The 16,578-nt window shown below is 69.5% G+C and carries 13 protein-coding genes and 1 tRNA gene; 3 read left to right on the top strand and 11 right to left on the bottom strand.

Annotated elements, in window-relative coordinates; translation table 11 throughout:
- Positions 1 to 70 precede the first annotated feature (70 nt).
- Positions 71 to 388 carry a hypothetical protein gene (locus AB0M83_RS18350; RefSeq protein WP_364518439.1) on the top strand — a complete coding sequence of 106 codons (318 nt, stop codon included), beginning with the start codon at positions 71 to 73 and terminating at the stop codon, positions 386 to 388.
- Between the two features lie 54 nt (positions 389 to 442).
- Here the strand turns inward: AB0M83_RS18350 and pknB are convergent, their stop codons facing one another.
- From pknB to AB0M83_RS18315, 7 genes are all read right to left on the bottom strand, one after another.
- The gene (gene pknB / locus AB0M83_RS18345) at positions 443 to 2,404 is read right to left on the bottom strand and encodes a Stk1 family PASTA domain-containing Ser/Thr kinase (protein ID WP_364518437.1); all 1,962 of its coding nucleotides are present in this window, start codon (positions 2,402 to 2,404) and stop codon (positions 443 to 445) included.
- Complete coding sequence (locus tag AB0M83_RS18340; RefSeq protein ID WP_364518435.1) at positions 2,401 to 3,741, bottom strand: serine/threonine-protein kinase; 1,341 nt, start codon at positions 3,739 to 3,741, stop codon at positions 2,401 to 2,403. Before AB0M83_RS18340 ends, pknB begins: the two co-directional genes overlap by 4 nt.
- Positions 3,742 to 3,744: 3 nt before the next feature.
- A complete protein-coding gene (locus AB0M83_RS18335; RefSeq protein WP_364518433.1) occupies positions 3,745 to 5,214 on the bottom strand; it encodes a penicillin-binding protein 2 in 1,470 nt (489 codons plus the stop codon).
- Positions 5,211 to 6,698, bottom strand: a complete 1,488-nt coding sequence (locus AB0M83_RS18330; RefSeq protein ID WP_364518431.1) for an FtsW/RodA/SpoVE family cell cycle protein — start codon at positions 6,696 to 6,698, stop codon at positions 5,211 to 5,213. The genes AB0M83_RS18335 and AB0M83_RS18330 overlap by 4 nt, the downstream gene beginning before the upstream one ends.
- The gene (locus AB0M83_RS18325) at positions 6,698 to 8,095 is read right to left on the bottom strand and encodes a PP2C family serine/threonine-protein phosphatase (protein ID WP_364518428.1); all 1,398 of its coding nucleotides are present in this window, start codon (positions 8,093 to 8,095) and stop codon (positions 6,698 to 6,700) included. The genes AB0M83_RS18330 and AB0M83_RS18325 overlap by 1 nt, the downstream gene beginning before the upstream one ends.
- On the bottom strand, positions 8,092 to 8,553 hold the full coding sequence (locus tag AB0M83_RS18320; RefSeq protein WP_003079002.1) for an FHA domain-containing protein: 462 nt from the start codon (positions 8,551 to 8,553) through the stop codon (positions 8,092 to 8,094). The genes AB0M83_RS18325 and AB0M83_RS18320 overlap by 4 nt, the downstream gene beginning before the upstream one ends.
- A 100-nt stretch (positions 8,554 to 8,653) precedes the next feature.
- A complete protein-coding gene (locus tag AB0M83_RS18315) occupies positions 8,654 to 9,889 on the bottom strand; it encodes a DUF3662 and FHA domain-containing protein (RefSeq protein WP_364518427.1) in 1,236 nt (411 codons plus the stop codon).
- A gap of 131 nt (positions 9,890 to 10,020) precedes the next feature.
- Between AB0M83_RS18315 and AB0M83_RS18310 the strand changes: the two genes are divergently transcribed.
- A tRNA-Leu gene (locus tag AB0M83_RS18310) sits at positions 10,021 to 10,103 on the top strand.
- A 134-nt stretch (positions 10,104 to 10,237) separates the two neighbouring features.
- Here the strand turns inward: AB0M83_RS18310 and AB0M83_RS18305 are convergent.
- From AB0M83_RS18305 to AB0M83_RS18290, 4 genes are all read right to left on the bottom strand, one after another.
- Positions 10,238 to 10,978: a trypsin-like serine protease gene (locus tag AB0M83_RS18305; RefSeq protein WP_364518425.1), complete on the bottom strand. Its 741-nt coding sequence runs from the start codon at positions 10,976 to 10,978 to the stop codon at positions 10,238 to 10,240.
- Between the two features lie 115 nt (positions 10,979 to 11,093).
- Positions 11,094 to 11,846 carry a trypsin-like serine protease gene (locus AB0M83_RS18300; RefSeq protein ID WP_364518423.1) on the bottom strand — a complete coding sequence of 251 codons (753 nt, stop codon included), beginning with the start codon at positions 11,844 to 11,846 and terminating at the stop codon, positions 11,094 to 11,096.
- 89 nt (positions 11,847 to 11,935) lie between these two features.
- Positions 11,936 to 12,691, bottom strand: a complete 756-nt coding sequence (locus AB0M83_RS18295) for a trypsin-like serine protease (RefSeq protein ID WP_364518421.1) — start codon at positions 12,689 to 12,691, stop codon at positions 11,936 to 11,938.
- Positions 12,692 to 12,794: 103 nt separating this feature from the next.
- Positions 12,795 to 13,169, bottom strand: a complete 375-nt coding sequence (locus AB0M83_RS18290; protein WP_364518419.1) for an FKBP-type peptidyl-prolyl cis-trans isomerase — start codon at positions 13,167 to 13,169, stop codon at positions 12,795 to 12,797.
- A gap of 139 nt (positions 13,170 to 13,308) precedes the next feature.
- On the opposite strand from AB0M83_RS18290, the gene AB0M83_RS18285 reads away from it, so the two are divergent.
- The gene (locus AB0M83_RS18285; RefSeq protein WP_364518417.1) at positions 13,309 to 16,527 is read left to right on the top strand and encodes a penicillin acylase family protein; all 3,219 of its coding nucleotides are present in this window, start codon (positions 13,309 to 13,311) and stop codon (positions 16,525 to 16,527) included.
- Positions 16,528 to 16,578: the final 51 nt, after the last annotated feature.

Genomic DNA, 16,578 nt, shown 5'->3' with positions numbered 1-16,578 from the left:
GCAGGGTACCGGCGGGTACTCGAACCCGGCTAAGGTTCGGGTCCTTCGGTTCTGGGCGAAGGGAGAACGGGTGACGGCTGGGATCGTCGCGATCACCGGACCGGACTCCGACGGCGAGCTCCAAGACCTCGCCGCCTGGCTGCGGGGCGAGGACGAGCTGCGCGGCCGCGTCCAGTTGTTCGACGCCGTCGTGGTCGGCGTGACCAGCAACTCCGCCGGGGTCTTCTGCCGTTCGCTGTTCGCCTGGCTGCCGCGCTACCGGGAAGGCCGCGTCTCCTTGAAGGTCAAGCGCTCCGGCGCGGCCGAAGAACTGGAGCTCGACTGCGGTCCCGCGAGCGACGCCGAGCAAGTTCTCGGCGCCGTCCAAGGATTTCTCGACAAAGCCTGAACGACGAAGAAGGCCCGCACGGCGAACCGTGCGGGCCTTCTTCGTGAATGGGGATCAGGGACCGCTGGAGGGAGACGTCGGGAACAACGGGCCCTCCGACACCGAAACCGTGATCTTCTGGTCCTTGTCGATCTGCGTACCCGGCGAGACGCTCTGCCTCGTAATCTGGCCCTCGGGCTTGTTGCTCGTCCGGTCGGACTGCTCCTTCAGGGTTTCGGTCCAGCCCATGCTCTGCAGCTTCTGCTGAGCCTCGTCGACCGTCATGCCGACCAGGGACGGCATCTCGATCTTGGTGTTTTCCGGCTGACCCGTGGAGACGGTCAAGGTGATCTGGCTGCCCGCCGTCACCTGGCCGCCGTTCGGGGTCTGCTGGATGACCTGTTCCTTCGGCTGGTCGGACTGCTGCTCCACCCGCTTCACGGTGAAGCCCATGCCGGTGAGGGTGGAGCTGGCCTCGGAGAAGGTCTTGCCGATGAGGTTCGGGACCTGCTTGAGCTGCTTGCCCTTGCCGATGGAGATGGACACGCTCGTGCCCTGCTGGACCTCGTTGCCGGCCTGGGGAGTCTGGTTGACGACCTTCCCGGCGTCGTTCGAGTCGTCGACGTCGACTTCCTGCACCGACGGGTTCAGCGTCAGCCCGGCTTCCTTGAGCTTCGCTTCCGCCTCCCCGGGGGTGAGATCCTTGAGGTCCGGCACCTTCGCCTTGCCCGGCGCCTGGCCGATGGTGAGCGTGATCTGCGCTTCCTTGGCGACCGGTGTGCCCACGCCGGGGGTGATGTCGATGACCTGGTTGACCTGGTCGTTCGTGCAGGGCACGTTGCCGCTCGCGTCGGGAACGCCGCAAGGCACCGTCTTGTTCGGCGCGAAGTTGTTCAAGCCCTTCTCGCGCAAGGTGTTCTTGGCCGCCAGCTCCGACTGCCCCTTGACGTCGGGGATGGCTACGGTGGTCGCTTCGTCGTTGCTCTTGAACGCGTTCGACAGCCACATGATCAGCAGCACCGCGCCGAGCACGAACAGCGCGCCCAGCACGGCCAGGATGGTCCGGCGCCGGCGCTTGGCCTTCGGGTCCTCGTCGTCCGGGGCGTCGTACTCCTCGTAACGCTGCGGCTGGCGCCGGTCGGTGTTCATCACCTGCGTGCGCTCGTCCTCGGACATCACCATCGGCGCCGCCGGGCGCTGGCCCGAGAGCGTGCGCACCAGGTCCGAGCGCATCTCCGCCGCCGACTGGTAGCGGTTCGCCGGGCCCTTGGCCAGCGCCTTCAGCACGACCGCGTCCAGCTCCGGCGCCACCGCCGGGTTCACCGACGACGGCGGGCTCGGATCCTCACGGACGTGCTGGTAGGCGACTGCGACCGGGGAGTCGCCGGTGAACGGCGGCTCACCGGTGATCAGTTCGTACAGCACGCACCCGGCGGCGTAGACGTCCGAACGGGCGTCGACCGACTCACCGCGGGCCTGCTCCGGCGACAGGTACTGCGCCGTGCCGATCACCGCGGCGGTCTGGGTCATCGCGGACTGGCCGTCGTGCATCGCGCGCGCGATGCCGAAGTCCATCACCTTGACCGCGCCGTTCTTCGTGATCATCACGTTGGCCGGCTTGACGTCGCGGTGCACGATGCCGTGACGGTGGGAGAAGTCGAGCGCCGCGCAGACGTCGGCCATGACCTCCATGGCGCGCTTCTGCGACATCGGGCCTTCGGTCTTGACGATGTCGCGCAGCGTCCGGCCTTCGACGTACTCCATGACGATGTACGGCAGCGGGCCGAACTCGGCGTTCGCTTCGCCCGTGTCGTAGACCGCGACGATCGCCGGGTGGTTCAGGGCGGCGGCGTTCTGCGCTTCGCGGCGGAAGCGCTCCAGGAACTGCGGATCCCTGGCGAGATCGGCACGGAGGATCTTGATCGCGACTTCCCGGCCGAGGCGCACGTCGTGGCCGTGATGGACCTCGGACATGCCTCCGTAGCCGAGCGTTTCGCCCAGCTCGTACCGGTTGGAGAGCAGTCTGGGTGTGCTCATCTCTGGGTGCCGTTCCATTCCGTCCAAGGTGTGGTCAGGATGCCTTGCTGGCCATCGTCGGTCGTGCCGGGAGAGTCCGCCGGTAACGCGCCCGATGCGGGCGGTTCTCCCGCGGGCGGCTGTCTGCCCGGGACCACCTGGCTCGTCTGGCTGGTGTGCGGTGGCGAGCCCGAGCTGCCGATCATCTTCGCCACCAGGACGATGGCCGCCACCAGGACAACGAGCAGGATGGCCGCGAGGAGCGCCCACCAGCCCCACTGGGACTTCTTCCGGTGCACCGGCGCCATGACCGGACGCAGCACGGGCCGGGACGGCGGGCCGATGGCGACCATCGGGTTCACCGCCGGCGACGGCGGGCCGACCGGCATGTGCTGCTGCTGCGGCGGGACCTGCTGCTGCGGCACCGGTTGCTGCACCGGCTGCTGCTGCTGCTGCGGTTGCTGCACCACCGGCTGCTGGCCCGTCGCGTACGAGGCGTTGACCAGCCCGCGCGGCGTCGGCAGCGGCATCCCGGCGCGGACCGCGGCGACGGCGGCCGCGAACTCGCCGCCGCTGTTGTAGCGCTGCCGCGGGTCCTTCACCAGCGTCGCGTCGATCACCGCGCGCGCGGCGGGCGGGACGTCCGGCGGCAGCGGCGGAGCGATGTCGCGGATGTGCATCATCGCGACCGTCACCGCGTTTTCGGACAGGAACGGCCGGTGCCCGGCGAGGCACTCGTAACCGCACACCGCGAGCGAGTAGACGTCGGACGCCGGCTCGGCCGGGTGCCCGAGCGCCTGCTCCGGCGCGATGTAGTGCGCGGTGCCCATGACCATGCCGGAGCGCGTGACCGGGGCGGCGTCGGCCGCCTTCGCCACGCCGAAGTCGGTGATCTTCACCTGGCCCGCCGACGTCACCAGGATGTTGCCCGGCTTGACGTCCCGGTGGACCAGGCCCTGTTCGTGCGCGGCCTGCAGCGCGTTGCCCGCCTGCTCGAGCATGTCGAGCGTGAACTCCGCCGACAGCCGGCCGTGCTTGGCCAGCAGCCCGGCCAGCGGGTCGCCGTCGACGAGCTCCATCACGAGGTACGCGATCGGCAGGTCACCGTCGAAGATGGTCTCGCCGTAGTCGTGCACCGCGGCGATGCCGGGGTGGTTCAGGGACGCTGTCATCCGCGCTTCGGTGCGGAAGCGGTGGAGGAACTCGGCATCGCCGGAGAGTTCGGCCTTGAGGATCTTGACGGCAACGGTCCGGTCCAGCCGGGTGTCACTGGCCTGCCAGACCTCGCCCATCCCGCCGACGGCGATCCGGCTCGTCAGCTTGTAGCGGTCGGCCAGCAGCTGACCGGAGGACAGCATGCGCTATCCACCCCCGAGCTTGGCGTTGATCGCGGCGCGGCCGATCTCCGCGGCGACCGAGCCGCCGGTGGCCGCGAGCCCGCGGTTGCCGCCGTCTTCGACGATGACGGCGACCGCGATCTGCGGGTCGTTCGCCGGGGCGAAGGCGGTGTACCAGGCGTGCGGGGCGGTGTTCTTGGAGTCCGTGCCGTGCTCGGCCGTGCCGGTCTTCGACGCGATCTGGATGTCCGGGCGCTTGCCGCCGCCCTTGGTGAAGCCCTCGGAAGCGATCATCATGTCCTTGAGGATCGCGGCGTTCGACGACGAGAGTGCCGCCGTGCCGGTGAGCTCGGTGGGACTGTAGTCCTCGATGGTCGACAGGTCCGGCGCCAGTACCGACTGCACCAGCTGTGGCTTCATCGCCATCCCGCCGTTGGCCACGGTGGCCGCGAGGAGGCAGTCCTGCAGCGGGGTCAGCCGGACGTCGCGCTGGCCGATGCCGCTCTGGTAGAGCGCGCCCTGGGAGTCGAGCGGGCCGACCGTGGACGGCGCGACCTTCATCGGCACGGTCAGGTCGGTCTGCCCGATGCCGAAGTTCGCTGCCGTCTTCTTCATCTTGTCCGCGCCGAGCTGGCCGGCGAACTCCGCGAACGGCACGTTGCAGGAGTGCGCGAGCGCGTCCTTGAACGTGGTCCCCGGGCACGGCTCGCCGGCGTAGTTCTCCAGCGTGACGCTCGTGCCGGGCAGCTTCGTGTTCGGCGCCGGGTTGACCGGGGTGTCCGGGCCCTTGCCGTCTTCGAGCACGGCGGACGCGGTGACCAGCTTGAACGTCGAGCCCGGCGGGTAGGTCTCCGAGATCGCCCGGTTCAGCATCGGGTTCTTGTCGTCCTTGACGTAGGAGTTCCACGCGTCGGTCTGCGCCTTCGACGTGTGCGACGCCAGCTTGTTCGGGTCGTACGACGGCGTCGACACCATCGCCAGGATCCGGCCGGTCTTGGGCTCCATCGCGACGACCGCGCCGGTGTAGTTCTTCTGCGTCATCAGGTCGTACGCCGCCTTCTGCACGGCCGGGTCGATGGTCAGCCGGACGTTGCCGCCGCTGGGGTCGCGGCCGGTGACCATGTCCGACAGCCGGCGCACGAACAGCCGCGGGTCCGAGCCGTTGAGGACGTCGTCTTCGGAGCGCTCGAGCCCGCCGGAGCCGTAGTTGATCGAGTAGTAGCCGGTCACCGGGGCGTACATCGGCCCGTCGACGTAGGAGCGGGTGTACTTGTACTTGTCGTTCGACGGGTCGACCTTCGCCAGCACTTCGCCGTTCGCCTGCGAGACGATCTGGCCGCGGCGGCGGGCGAACTCGTCGTAGAGGACCCGCGCGTTGCGCGAGTCGGTGCGGTAGTCGTCGGCCTTCACCACCTGGATGTAGGTGGCGTTCGCCAGCAGCAGGACGACCATGACGAGCATCGCCATGCCGACCTTGCGCAGCGGGGTGTTCATGCCTGGGCGCCTCCGTCCGCCGGCGGGCGCTGCACGAGCACGGTGTGGGCCTCGGCGATCGGCGCCTGGGGCTGGGCCTGCGGCTTCGGGCGGGCCGCCGGCCGCCGGGCGGCGTCGGAGATCCGGAGCAGCAACGCGACGAGGATGTAGTTCGCCAGCAGCGACGAACCACCCTTCGACAGGAAGGGGGCGGTGATACCGGTCTCCGGGATGAGTTTCGTGACCCCGCCGACGACGACGAAGATCTGCATGACCATGGTGAACGCCAGCCCGCCGCCGAGCAGCTTGCCGAACGTGTCCCGCACCGCGAGCGCGCTCCGCATGCCGCGCATCGCGACCAGCAGGTACAGCATCAGGACGGCGGCGAGGCCGATGAAGCCAAGCTCTTCGCCGATCGCGGCGGTGATGAAGTCGGTGTTGGCCTCCGGGACCATGTCCGGGCGCCCGGCGCCGAGCCCGGTGCCCCCGATGCCGCCGGTGCCGAGCCCGAACAGGCCCTGCGCGATCTGGTAGCCGCCGCCGAGCTTGTCGTAGGTGGCCAGCGGGTCCAGCCAGTTGGCGACGCGCTGCTGGACGTGCGTGAAGAGGTTGTAGGCGATCAGGCAGCCGCCGACGAAGAAGCTGAGGCCGAGGACGACCCAGATGATCCGTTCGGTCGCCACGTACAGCATCATCAGGATGACGCTGAAGAACAGCAGCGACGTGCCGAGGTCCTTCTCGAACACCAGGATGCCGATGCAGGCGACCGCGGCGATGAGGATCGGGCCCAGGTCACGGGCGCGCGGCAGTTCGACGCCGAGGAACTTCTTGCCCGCCACCATGAACAGGTCGCGCTTCGACACCAGGAACGAGGCGAAGAAGATCATCAGCAGGATCTTCGCGAACTCGCCCGGCTGGATCGAGAACCCCGGCAGCTTCAGCCAGACCTTGGCGCCGTTGACCTCGGACAGGCTCGACGGCAGCAGCGCCGGCAGGGCCAGCGCCACGATGCCGACCAGGCCCGCGGTGTAGCCGTAGCGGGTCAGCGTGCGGTGGTCGTTCACGAAGATCAGCACCGCGACGAAGAACGCCAGGGAGATGACCGTGAACAGCACCTGCGCGGTGACGGCGGGGGTGTAGTCCTTGCCGTTCTGCGTGGCCCGTTCCGCCAGCGCCAGGTCGATCCGGTGGATCATCACCAGGCCGATGCCGTTCAGCAGCGCGACGCAGGGGAGCAGCACCGGGTCCGCGTACGGCGCCCATTTGCGCACCGCCAGGTGCGCCGCGGCGAAGATCGCGAGGTAGGCGAGGCCGAGCCAGACGATCGACCAGGTGAGCTGCTGCTCCTGGTTCGCCTCCACCAGCACCAGGGCGATGGTGACGATGAACGCGGCGAACCCCAGCAGCACCAGCTCGGTGTTGCGGCGGGTCGGGACCTCGCGCGGCGGGTTCGTCTGGAACTGCGCGGCGAGCGGCTCGGCGGTGCGCGCGGCGGGCTGGCTCATCAGTTACCGCCTCCCGTCGTCGGTGCCGTCGAACTCGGCGTCGAGCAGTCCCTCCCCGCTGGCTGGTTCGCCGACGACGGAGCAGTGGAGCCGGCCGGGGCCGACGTGGTGGGCGTCGGCGAGACCGTGGGGGTCGGCGTCGTGGACGGCTGACCGCCCGGCGGCGCGCAGTTGTTCAAGCGCTTGTGCAGCTGCAGGAAGTCGTCGATGTACTTCCGCGCGTCGTCGAGGCTGTCCTTCTTGACGCCGTTCTGCACCGCCAGCCGCGCGTCCTCCTGGAGCTGGTCGACGCGCAGCTTGTCCGTGCACACCTGGTTGGGCGGGCACGAGCCCTGCTCGTAGGTGTGCAGGTCGATGCCGAGGATGCTGCCGGGAACGCCGCGGTAGATCACGACCTCCTGGTCCGCACCTTCGCCGACATAGTACTGACTCAGGACGAAGTACCGGGTCGCGATGGCGGCCGCGGCGAGCACGATGAGGACCACCAGCGCACCGGCGAGCCAGCGGAACCGCTTCCGGCGCTTGGCCTTCGGGTCCACGCTCGGCTGCGGCAGCTCGGGACGCGGCTGCGGCGCCGGCTGCGTCAGTGCCCTGGCCCGCGCCGCGGGCGAGTCGCCCTGGTGCAGCTCGTCGCTGCCGTCCCCGGCGGCGCCGCCCACGATGGGGGCGTCCTCGCCGAAGTCGACGTCGACGACGTCGGCGATGATCACCGTGACGTTGTCGGTGCCGCCGCCCTTGAGCGCCAGTTCGATCATCCGGTCCGCGCACTGCTGCGGGTCCGGGATCTGCACGGCCTCGGTCAGCGTCTCGTCGCTGACCATGCCGGACAGGCCGTCCGAGCAGATCAGGTACCGGTCGCCGGAGCGGGCTTCGCGCACGGTCAGGCTCGGCTCGACCTCGTGCCCGGTGAGCGCCTTCAGCAGCAGCGACCGCTGCGGGTGCACCGCCGCCTCTTCGGGCGTGATCCGGCCCTGTTCGAGCAGTTCGTTGACGAAGCTGTCGTCGCGCGTGATCTGCGCGAACTGACCGCCTCGCAGGAGGTAAGCGCGCGAGTCGCCGACGTGCACCAGCCCCAGCCGGGTGCCGGCGAACAGCACAGCGGTCAACGTCGTGCCCATGCCGTCCAGGTCCGGGTCCTGCGAGACGAGCTCGGCGATCGCGGCGTTGCCGTTCGCCACCGCCTCGCGCAGCTGGGCGAGCAGGTCGTCGCGGGGTTCGTCGTCGTCGAGCGGCGCGAGCGAGGCGATGACGACCTTGCTGGCCACCTCACCCGCCGCGTGGCCACCCATACCGTCGGCGAGCGCGAGCAGGCGAGGGCCGGCGTACACGGAGTCCTGGTTGCTCGAACGCACCAGGCCCCGGTCGCTGCGGGCTGCGTAGCGGAGGACGAGAGTCATGGGCGAAGCTCGATCACCGTCTTGCCGATCCGGATGGGGACTCCGAGCGGGACCCGGAGGGGTGCAGTGACCTTAGCCCGGTCCAGATACGTCCCGTTCGTCGAGCCCAGATCTTCCACGTACCAGTCCTCACCGCGCTGGGCGATCCGGGCGTGCCGGGTCGACGCGTAGTCGTCGTCGAGCACCAGCGTGGAGTCGTCGGCACGGCCGATCAGGATCGGCCGCCCGTCGAGCGCGATGCGGGTTCCGGCCAGCGCGCCGTGGGTCACCAGCAGCTGCTGCGGCGACTTGCTGTTGCGCGGCTTCTTCTCTTTCTTGCGCCCGAAGGTCGGCACCTGGACGCGCATACCCGACGCCGCGTAGAGGTCCGAGCGGACGACTCTGAGCGCGGCGAACACGAAGAGCCAGAGCAGCACGAGGAAGCCCACCCTGGTGAGTTGTACGACCAGCTCTGGCACTTGGTGTGTCCGCTCCCGACTCGTCCGTGCAGCCGCGACGCGGGTACGCCGCGGTCCCCCCGCACGTCAATTCTGCGGGAACAGTATTCCGTGCTCCCAGTCAGCCCTGCGTACGGAACACGAGCGAGGAGTGCCCCACCCGGATGACGTCGCCGTCCGCGAGCTGCCAGGTCTGGACCGGAGTGCCGTTCACGGTCGTGCCGTTGGTCGAGCCGATGTCGGCGAGCGTCGCGCTCTGGCCGTCCCAGGTGATCTCCAGGTGCCGGCGCGAGACGCCGGTGTCCGGCAGGCGGAAGTCCGCGTCCTGGCCCCGGCCCACGACGTTCCCGCCCTGCTTGAGCGAGTACGTCCGGTTCGAGCCGTCGTCCAGCTGCAGGCTCGCCGCGAGCTGGCGGCCGGCCGCGGGCGGGGCGTACCCACCCTGCTGCTGGGCGTACGGGTCGGCGCCCGGCTGGGCGTACGCCTGCTGCCCGTACTGGTCGTAGCCACCCTGCTGCTGGCCGCCGTACTGGTCGTAGCCACCCTGCTGCTGGCCGCCGTACTGGTCGTAGCCCGGCTGCTGGTAGCCACCCTGCTCGTAGCCACCTTGCTGGGGCTGGGCGTACCCGCCTTGGTCGTAGCCGCCGCCCTGGGGCTGCGCGTAGCCGCCCTGGTCGTAGCCACCGCCCTGCTGGGGCTGGGCGTACCCACCCTGGTCGTAGCCAGCCTGCTGCTGGGCGTAACCCTGGTCGTAGGCGCCACCCTGCTGTGGCTGGCCGTACTGGTCGTAGCCGCCCTGCTGCTGGCCGTAACCCTGGTCGTACCCGGGCTGCTGGCCACCCTGCTGTCCGTAGCCGTACTGGCCCTGCTGGCCGTACGGGTCACCCTGGTCGTATTGGCCGTAGCCGGGGGGCTGGCTCATTGCTGGGTCTCCTGCGTTGCTGGGTCGTGCCGACCGCGGTGAACCGGCGCCTGAGGGGCGGGCGTCGGGATCGACGGACGAACGGGTCTTGAACTGTCCAGTATGCAGCGCCTCGTTGCGCTCGAGTGATACGACGACGTCACCATAGGTGTCCAGGCCTTCGGCGGCGAGGTGTTCCGCCACCGCCTTGGCCAGTACCTGGGTGACCCGTTGCTCGTCACCGGCCATGCGCTCGTGGTCAGCCGCCCCCAGGGACACGATGTAGTGATTGGGGGCGAGCTGCCGACCGCCTGCCAGCTCACGAACGTTCTCCTCACTCTCCCGCTCCAGGGCGATCGCCACTTCCTGCGTGACGACGTTGCCACCGAACATGCGCGCGAAAGTGTTCCCCACCAGGTTCTCGAGGCGTCTGTCAAAACGCTCGACGCGGCTCACCGGGGAAAACCTCCTCACACGTGTGCTTCCGCTATCGATCCTATCCGGGTGAGCGAGCCTCGACACGGCCCCCGGTGAAACCGGTTCAAACGACCTGCTAGTCTTCTCCTCGCTGTCGCAGTGAAGCGCTCGGGCGAGTGGCGGAATGGCAGACGCGCACGGTTCAGGTCCGTGTGTCCGAAAGGACGTGAGGGTTCAACTCCCTCCTCGCCCACAGCGAAAGGGCCCCGGCTGGTTGCCGGGGCCCTTTTTCGTGTGCCGCGAGCGGGAAAACTTCTTCTGGTCAGGTGGGGAATATCACCCGTTTGGCTCTGCGTGGTGTTCGCTCACGGCGGAGTGCGGGGTGTATCAAGCCGTCGTTTTGGTGATCCAGGCCGCCACGACGTCCGCCCGGCTCGTCGTTTCGATGCCCGCGTGGGGGCAGCCCGGGCCGGTGGCTTCGAGGGCGACGAGTTCGGTCCCCGTGAAGTACGGGGCTCCCGAGTCGTACGTGCACGCGCTCGTCGTGATCTCGGGAGCCGCGCCGCGGACGCCCAGGGTGGTCGGTTCCACCTTCGCGACGGCCACCGTGCCCTGCTGCAGGCGGGAGGCCGGCTTGGGGTCCGTGCCCGTCAGGCTGCCCCAGCCGGCCAGGGTCAGCTGCTGCCCGACCTTCGGCGCCGTGCGGTTCACCTTCAGGGGCGCGACGGTGGTCACCGGGGAGTCGAGCTTGGCCAGGGCCACGTCGTTCTCCTTGGCCTGGACCACCTCGGTCACCTTGCGGGCGATGCCGGACTCCGTCGCCTCGTCGACCAGGCCCAGGGTCGCCGTGGTCGGGTACGGGACCTTGCCCGAGACGCGGTTGCGGTTCGCGTCGTGGAAGCAGTGGCCGGTGGTCAGGACCCAGGCGGGTGCGATCAGGGTGCCGGTGCAATAGCTGCCGTAGGTCGAGCCGTCCGGGCGCGGGATCTTCGTCATGGCGAGCTTCGTGACGAACCCGAACTGCCCCGGCGGGACGTCCGAGCCGTGGGCGACCCCGGGCGCGGCCAAGGCGGCCGGGGCGGTGGTGATGGTCAGGACAGCAGCGGCGAGCAGGGCGCGCAGGCGCATTCTTCCCCTTCGTCGAGTCGGTGATCGACGTTCGACGTTAGGGCCGCGGCGCTCCCCGCGGAATTCCCTGGCCGGGCGTCACCCGATAACCCACCGGGTGACGCCCGGACGGCGGTCAGCCGACGTGCGAAGCGATCCAGTCCGCGACGACGTCCACGCGCGAGGCGGTCTCGAGCTGGTTGTGCGGGCAGTCGGGCCCGGTCGACTCGACGGACACCAACTGCCCGCCGGACCCGCCGGCGACGAAGTACGGCGCTCCTGAGTCGTACACGCAGGCGCTGGTGGTCGACGTCGGCGCGACGCCCTGGACACCGAGCGTGGAGGCGGCGATCTGGCCGACCTTCACGGTCCCCTGCTGCAGCTTCGTCGACGGCGTGGGGTTGGTGGCGGTGAGACTGCCCCAGCCGGCGAGGGTCAGCAACTGCCCGACCGCCGGCGTGACCCGGTTGACCGTCAGCGGCGTGATACCGGTGACGTCCGCGTCGAGTGTCGCGATCGCGATGTCGTTGACGCTCGCCTGGTAGACGGTGACGACGTTGCGCGTCACGCCGGGCGTGCCCTGGTTGACCGTGCCGAGCAGCACCGAAGTCGGGTACGGCACCGGCCCGGAGACGCGGTTGCGGTTGGCGTCGTGGAAGCAGTGGCCCGCGGTGATGATCCACTTCGCCGCGATCAGCGCGCCGGAGCACGCGCTGTTGTACTTCGTGCCGTCGGGCTTCGGGATGTTCGTCATCGTCAGCTTGGCGGCGAACTGGAACGTCCCCGCCGGGACGTCGGAGCCGTTGGCCACGGCCGACGCCGGGCCCGCGGTGGCGAGCCCGGCGGCCATTGTCAAAAGGGCAGCGGAAAACACAGCGCGAACGCGCATCGGTGGATCCCCCTTGTCACGCACCAGCGGTCGAGGGCCGGTGATCACTTCCGAGAGTAGTGACGTCGCGCTGCGGGAAAATACGCCGTTCAGCCCAAGTGCGAAGCGATCCAGTCCGCGACGACGTCCACGCGGGCCGTGGTCTCCGCCTGGTCGTGGGGGCAGTCCGGGCCGTCGCTCTCGATGGACACCAGGCGGCCGCCGCTCTTGCCCGACGGGACGAAGTACGGCGCGCCCGAGTCGTACGTGCACGCGCTCGTCGTGGACGTCGGGGCGAAGCCCTTCACACCCACGTACTGCGGGTCGACGGTCGCGACCTTCATCTGTCCCTGCTGGAGCTTCGTACCCGGCGTCGGGTCGACGGAAGTGAGGCTGCCCCAGCCGGCCAGCGTGACCTGCTGGTCGATCGCCGGCGTCCGGTGGTTGATCGACAGCGGCTCGATGCCGAAGACCGGCTTGTCGAGTTCGGCGATCGCGATGTCGTTGCTCGGCGACTGGTACACCGTCACGACGTTGCGGGTGACGCCCGGCTTGTCCACGGTCGTCGTGCCCAGCAGCACGGATGTCGGGTACGGCACCGGGCCGGACACCGGGTTGCGGGCCGCGTCGTGGAAGCAGTGGCCGGCCGTGATGATCCACTTCTTGGCGATCAGGGAACCCGAACAGGCGCTGTTGTACTTGGTGCCATCGGGTTTCGGGATGTCCGTCATGGTCAGCTTCGCGGCGAACTTGAACGTCCCCTGCGGGACGTCGGAGCCGTTGGCCACCGCCGAAGCCGGTGCCGCGGTGACCACCGCCGCGGCCAGCGCGAAGAACGTCGCGGACAGCAAAGCGCGAGTGCGCATGGGAAAACCCCCGGATCAGGGCCGGCTTCGAGGGCCGGCGACGGGGGCGAGGGTAGCGAAGAACGAAAAGGCGGTGGCGGGAATCCCCGCCACCGCCGGGAAGTCAGTTGACGCCGACCAGGTCGACGACGAAGACGAGGGTCTCGCCCGGCTTGATGACGCCGCCCGCGCCGCGGTCGCCGTAAGCGAGGTGCGGCGGGATGACGAGCTTGCGGCGGCCGCCGATCTTCATGCCCTCGACGCCCTTGTCCCAGCCGGAGATGACCTGGCCCGCGCCGAGGCCGAACCGCAGCGGCTCGCCGCGGTTCCAGGACGCGTCGAACTCCTCGCCGGTCGAGTGCGAGACGCCGACGTAGTGCACGGTGACGGCCTTGCCGGGCGTGGCCTCCGCGCCGTCACCGACCGTGATGTCGGTGATCTCGAGGTCGGCCGGAGGGTTGCCCTCGGGGCGGTCGATCTGGGGCTTTTCCAAGGTCATGGCACTCACCGTACCCACGCGCGCGAGGCTGCGCCGAACGGACTACGTCCAAGGGCTGAAAAACGCGAAAAGTCTTCACACTTCGGCTACTGCTCGGTAGCGTGCGCTTCGTCACTCTTCTGACTGAGGGGAGCCCGGCATGCGACGTGGCATCCGCGCCCTGACCTTGACGGCACTGGGGGCCCTCGTGGCCGGTCTCACCCAGGTCGCCGTCACCGCTCCGGCCGCACAGGCGGCCGCGTCGCCCGACGACTACTGCGGCGGGCAGTGCAGCGACATCCTGCCGCCCGGCGAACAGGGCAGCGCCACCCTGGCCGAAATCCTGGCGCACAAGGTGCTCGGCACCCGGCCCGACCACGCGGCCGACCAGCTCGGCAAGTACGCGTCGCTGGCGGGCGGCTACAAGTCGCTGACCACCAGCACGATCAGCCAGTACTTCAACGACGCTTCGTTCGGCGTCGCGCCCGACCAGGTCGCGAGCACGACGAAGCCGCGTTCGGACGTCACGATCGTCCGGGACAAGGCACTCGGCGTCCCGCACATCACCGGGACCACCCGCGCCGGCACCGAGTTCGGCGCCGGGTACGCCGCCGCGCAGGACCGGCTGTGGCTGATGGACGTGCTGCGCCACGCCGCCCGCGGCCAGGTGACCCCGTTCGCCGGCGGCGCCGAGGCGAACCGCGAGCTCGAGCAGCAGTTCTTCTCGAACGCGCCGTACACCGAGGCCGAGCTGCAGCAGCAGATCGACCGCGTCGCGGCCAACGGCCCGCGGGGCGCGCAGGGCCTCGCCGACGCGCAGGCCTACGTCGACGGCATCAACAAGTACATCAACGACTCCCACAGCGGCCGGTACTTCCCGGGCGAGTACGTGCTGACCGGGCACGTCGACGCGATCACCAACGCCGGGACGATCGACCCGTTCAAGCTGACCGACCTCGTCGCGCTGGCCTCGCTGGTCGGCGCCGAGTTCGGCGCGGGCGGCGGCGGTGAGGTGCAGAACGCCATCGCGAAGCTCGCGATGCAGGAGAAGTACGGCGTCGTGCAGGGCGAGAAGGTGTGGCAGAGCCTGCGCGCGGAGGACGACCCCGAAGCCGTCAAGACACTGCACGACGGCCAGACCTTCCCGTACGGCAAGACGCCGGCCAACGCGGCCGGGCGCGCCCTGCCGGACAAGGGCTCGGTGACCGGGCAGCAGCTGGTGTTCGACAAGACCGGCTCGGCCGCGACCGCGACGCCGTCCACTGTGGACGTCCCCGCGCCCGCCGACCAGGAACCCGCCCGCGGGATGTTCGACAACGGCGTGCTGCCGGGCAACATGCTGAGCGAGAAGCACGGCATGTCCAACGCGCTGCTCGTCTCCGGCGCGAAGACCGCCAGCGGCCACCCGGTCGCGGTGTTCGGCCCGCAGACCGGCTACTTCGCGCCGCAGCTGCTGCTGTTGCAGGAGCTGCAGGGCCCGGGCATCAGCTCGCGCGGTGCGGCCTTCGCGGGGCTGAGCTTGTACACGCTCCTCGGCCGCGGTCAGGACTACTCGTGGAGCGCGACGACGTCGGCGCAGGACATCATCGACACCTACGCGCTGACGCTGTGCGACCCGAGCGGCAAGGCGCCGACGAAGGACTCGAACTACTACACCTGGCAAGGCCAGTGCATCCCGATGGACACCGTCGAGGTCAAGAACGCCTGGAAGCCGACCGTGGCCGACGGGACCGCGGCGGGCTCGTACACGTTGCGCAGCTACCGGACGAAGTACGGTCCGGTGCAGAGCCGGGCGACCGTCGGCGGCAAGCCGGTGGCGTACGCGGCCCTGCGCTCGTCGTACTTCCACGAGGTCGACTCGCTGATCGGCTTCCAGGAGCTGAACGACCCGGGCTTCGTCAAGTCCGCGGCCGACTTCCAGAAGGCCGCGGCCGACATCAACTACACGTTCAACTGGTTCTACGCCGACTCCAAGGACATCGCCTACTTCAACTCCGGCAGCAACCCCGCGCGGCAGTCCGATGTGGACCCGAACATGCCGGTGTGGGGCGACCAGGGCCACGACTGGATCGGCTGGAACCCGGCCGGGAACGTCGCGACCTACACGCCGGCGTCGCAGCACCCGCAGTCGATCAACCAGGACTACTACGTCAGCTGGAACAACGCGCAGGCCAACGGCTACGCGGCCGCGGGCGCGGACAAGTCGGCCGTGCACCGCGTCGACCTGCTCGACTCGCGCGTGAAGCAGCTGATTTCCAGCGGTACCAAGGTCACCCGGGTCAACCTGACCCAGGCGATGGAGGACGCCGCGCTCGCCGACCTGCGGGCCGAGCGCGTCCTGCCGCTGCTGCTGCAGGTGCTCGACAAGACGCCGACCACCGGGGCGGCCGCGGACGCCGAGGCGAAGCTCAAGACGTGGCTCTCGAACGGCCACCTGCGCAAGGAGACTTCGCCGGGCAGCAAGGCGTACGCGGACGCCGACGCGATCCGCATCTTCGACGCCTGGTGGCCGCTGCTGGTCCAGGCCGAGTTCAAGCCGGGCATGGGCGACGACATCTACAACGCGATGACGGGCGTGCTGGGCATCAACGAAAGCCCGTCCGGCTGGCAGAACGGCAACGGGCAGCACACCGGCCAGCCGCACAAGGGCTCGTCGTTCCAGTTCGGCTGGTGGGGTTACGTCAGCAAGGACATCCGGCAGGTGCTCGGCCAGCCGGTGGCCGGCCCGCTCGGCCAGACGTTCTGCGGCGGCGGGAACGTCACGACGTGCCGCCAGGCGCTCGTCGACTCGCTGACCACCGCCGCCGGCCAGCCCGCGAACACCGTCTACCCCGGTGACGCGAGCTGTTCGGCCGGTGACCAGTGGTGCGCCGACACGATCGTGCACAACCCGCTCGGCGGCATCACGCAGGACAAGATCAGCTGGCAGAACCGCCCGACGTTCCAGCAGGTCGTCGAGTACACGGCCCACCGCGGGGACAACGTCGCGAACCTCGCGCCGGGGAAGACGGTCAGCGCCACGAGCGCCGAGTCCGGCTTCTACAACTCCCCGGCGTCGAACGCGATCGACGGCAACGCTTCGACCCGCTGGGCCAGCGACTGGAGCGACGACCAGGCGATCACCGTCGACCTCGGTTCGGTGCAGCAGGTCTCGCGGGTGGCGTTGAGCTGGGAATCCGCGTACGGCAAGAGCTACCGGATCCAGACCTCGCCGGATGCGGTGAACTGGACGGACGCGGCGGTCGTCACGGACGGCAACGGCGGACAGGACAACGTGTCCTTCGCGCCGGCGCAGGCCCGGTTCGTGAAGCTGCAGGGCGTCCAGCGCGGCACGAAGTACGGGTACTCGCTGTACGAGTTCGAGGTGTACGCGCACTGAAGGAGCCAGGCCGGCTCGCCCCTGGACGCGGGGACGAGCCGGCCGTCTTCG

The organism is Amycolatopsis sp. NPDC051106 (genome assembly GCF_040682775.1).
Classification (GTDB): Bacteria; Actinomycetota; Actinomycetes; order Mycobacteriales; family Pseudonocardiaceae; genus Amycolatopsis.
This window is presented reverse-complemented; position numbering and strand designations above follow the sequence as displayed.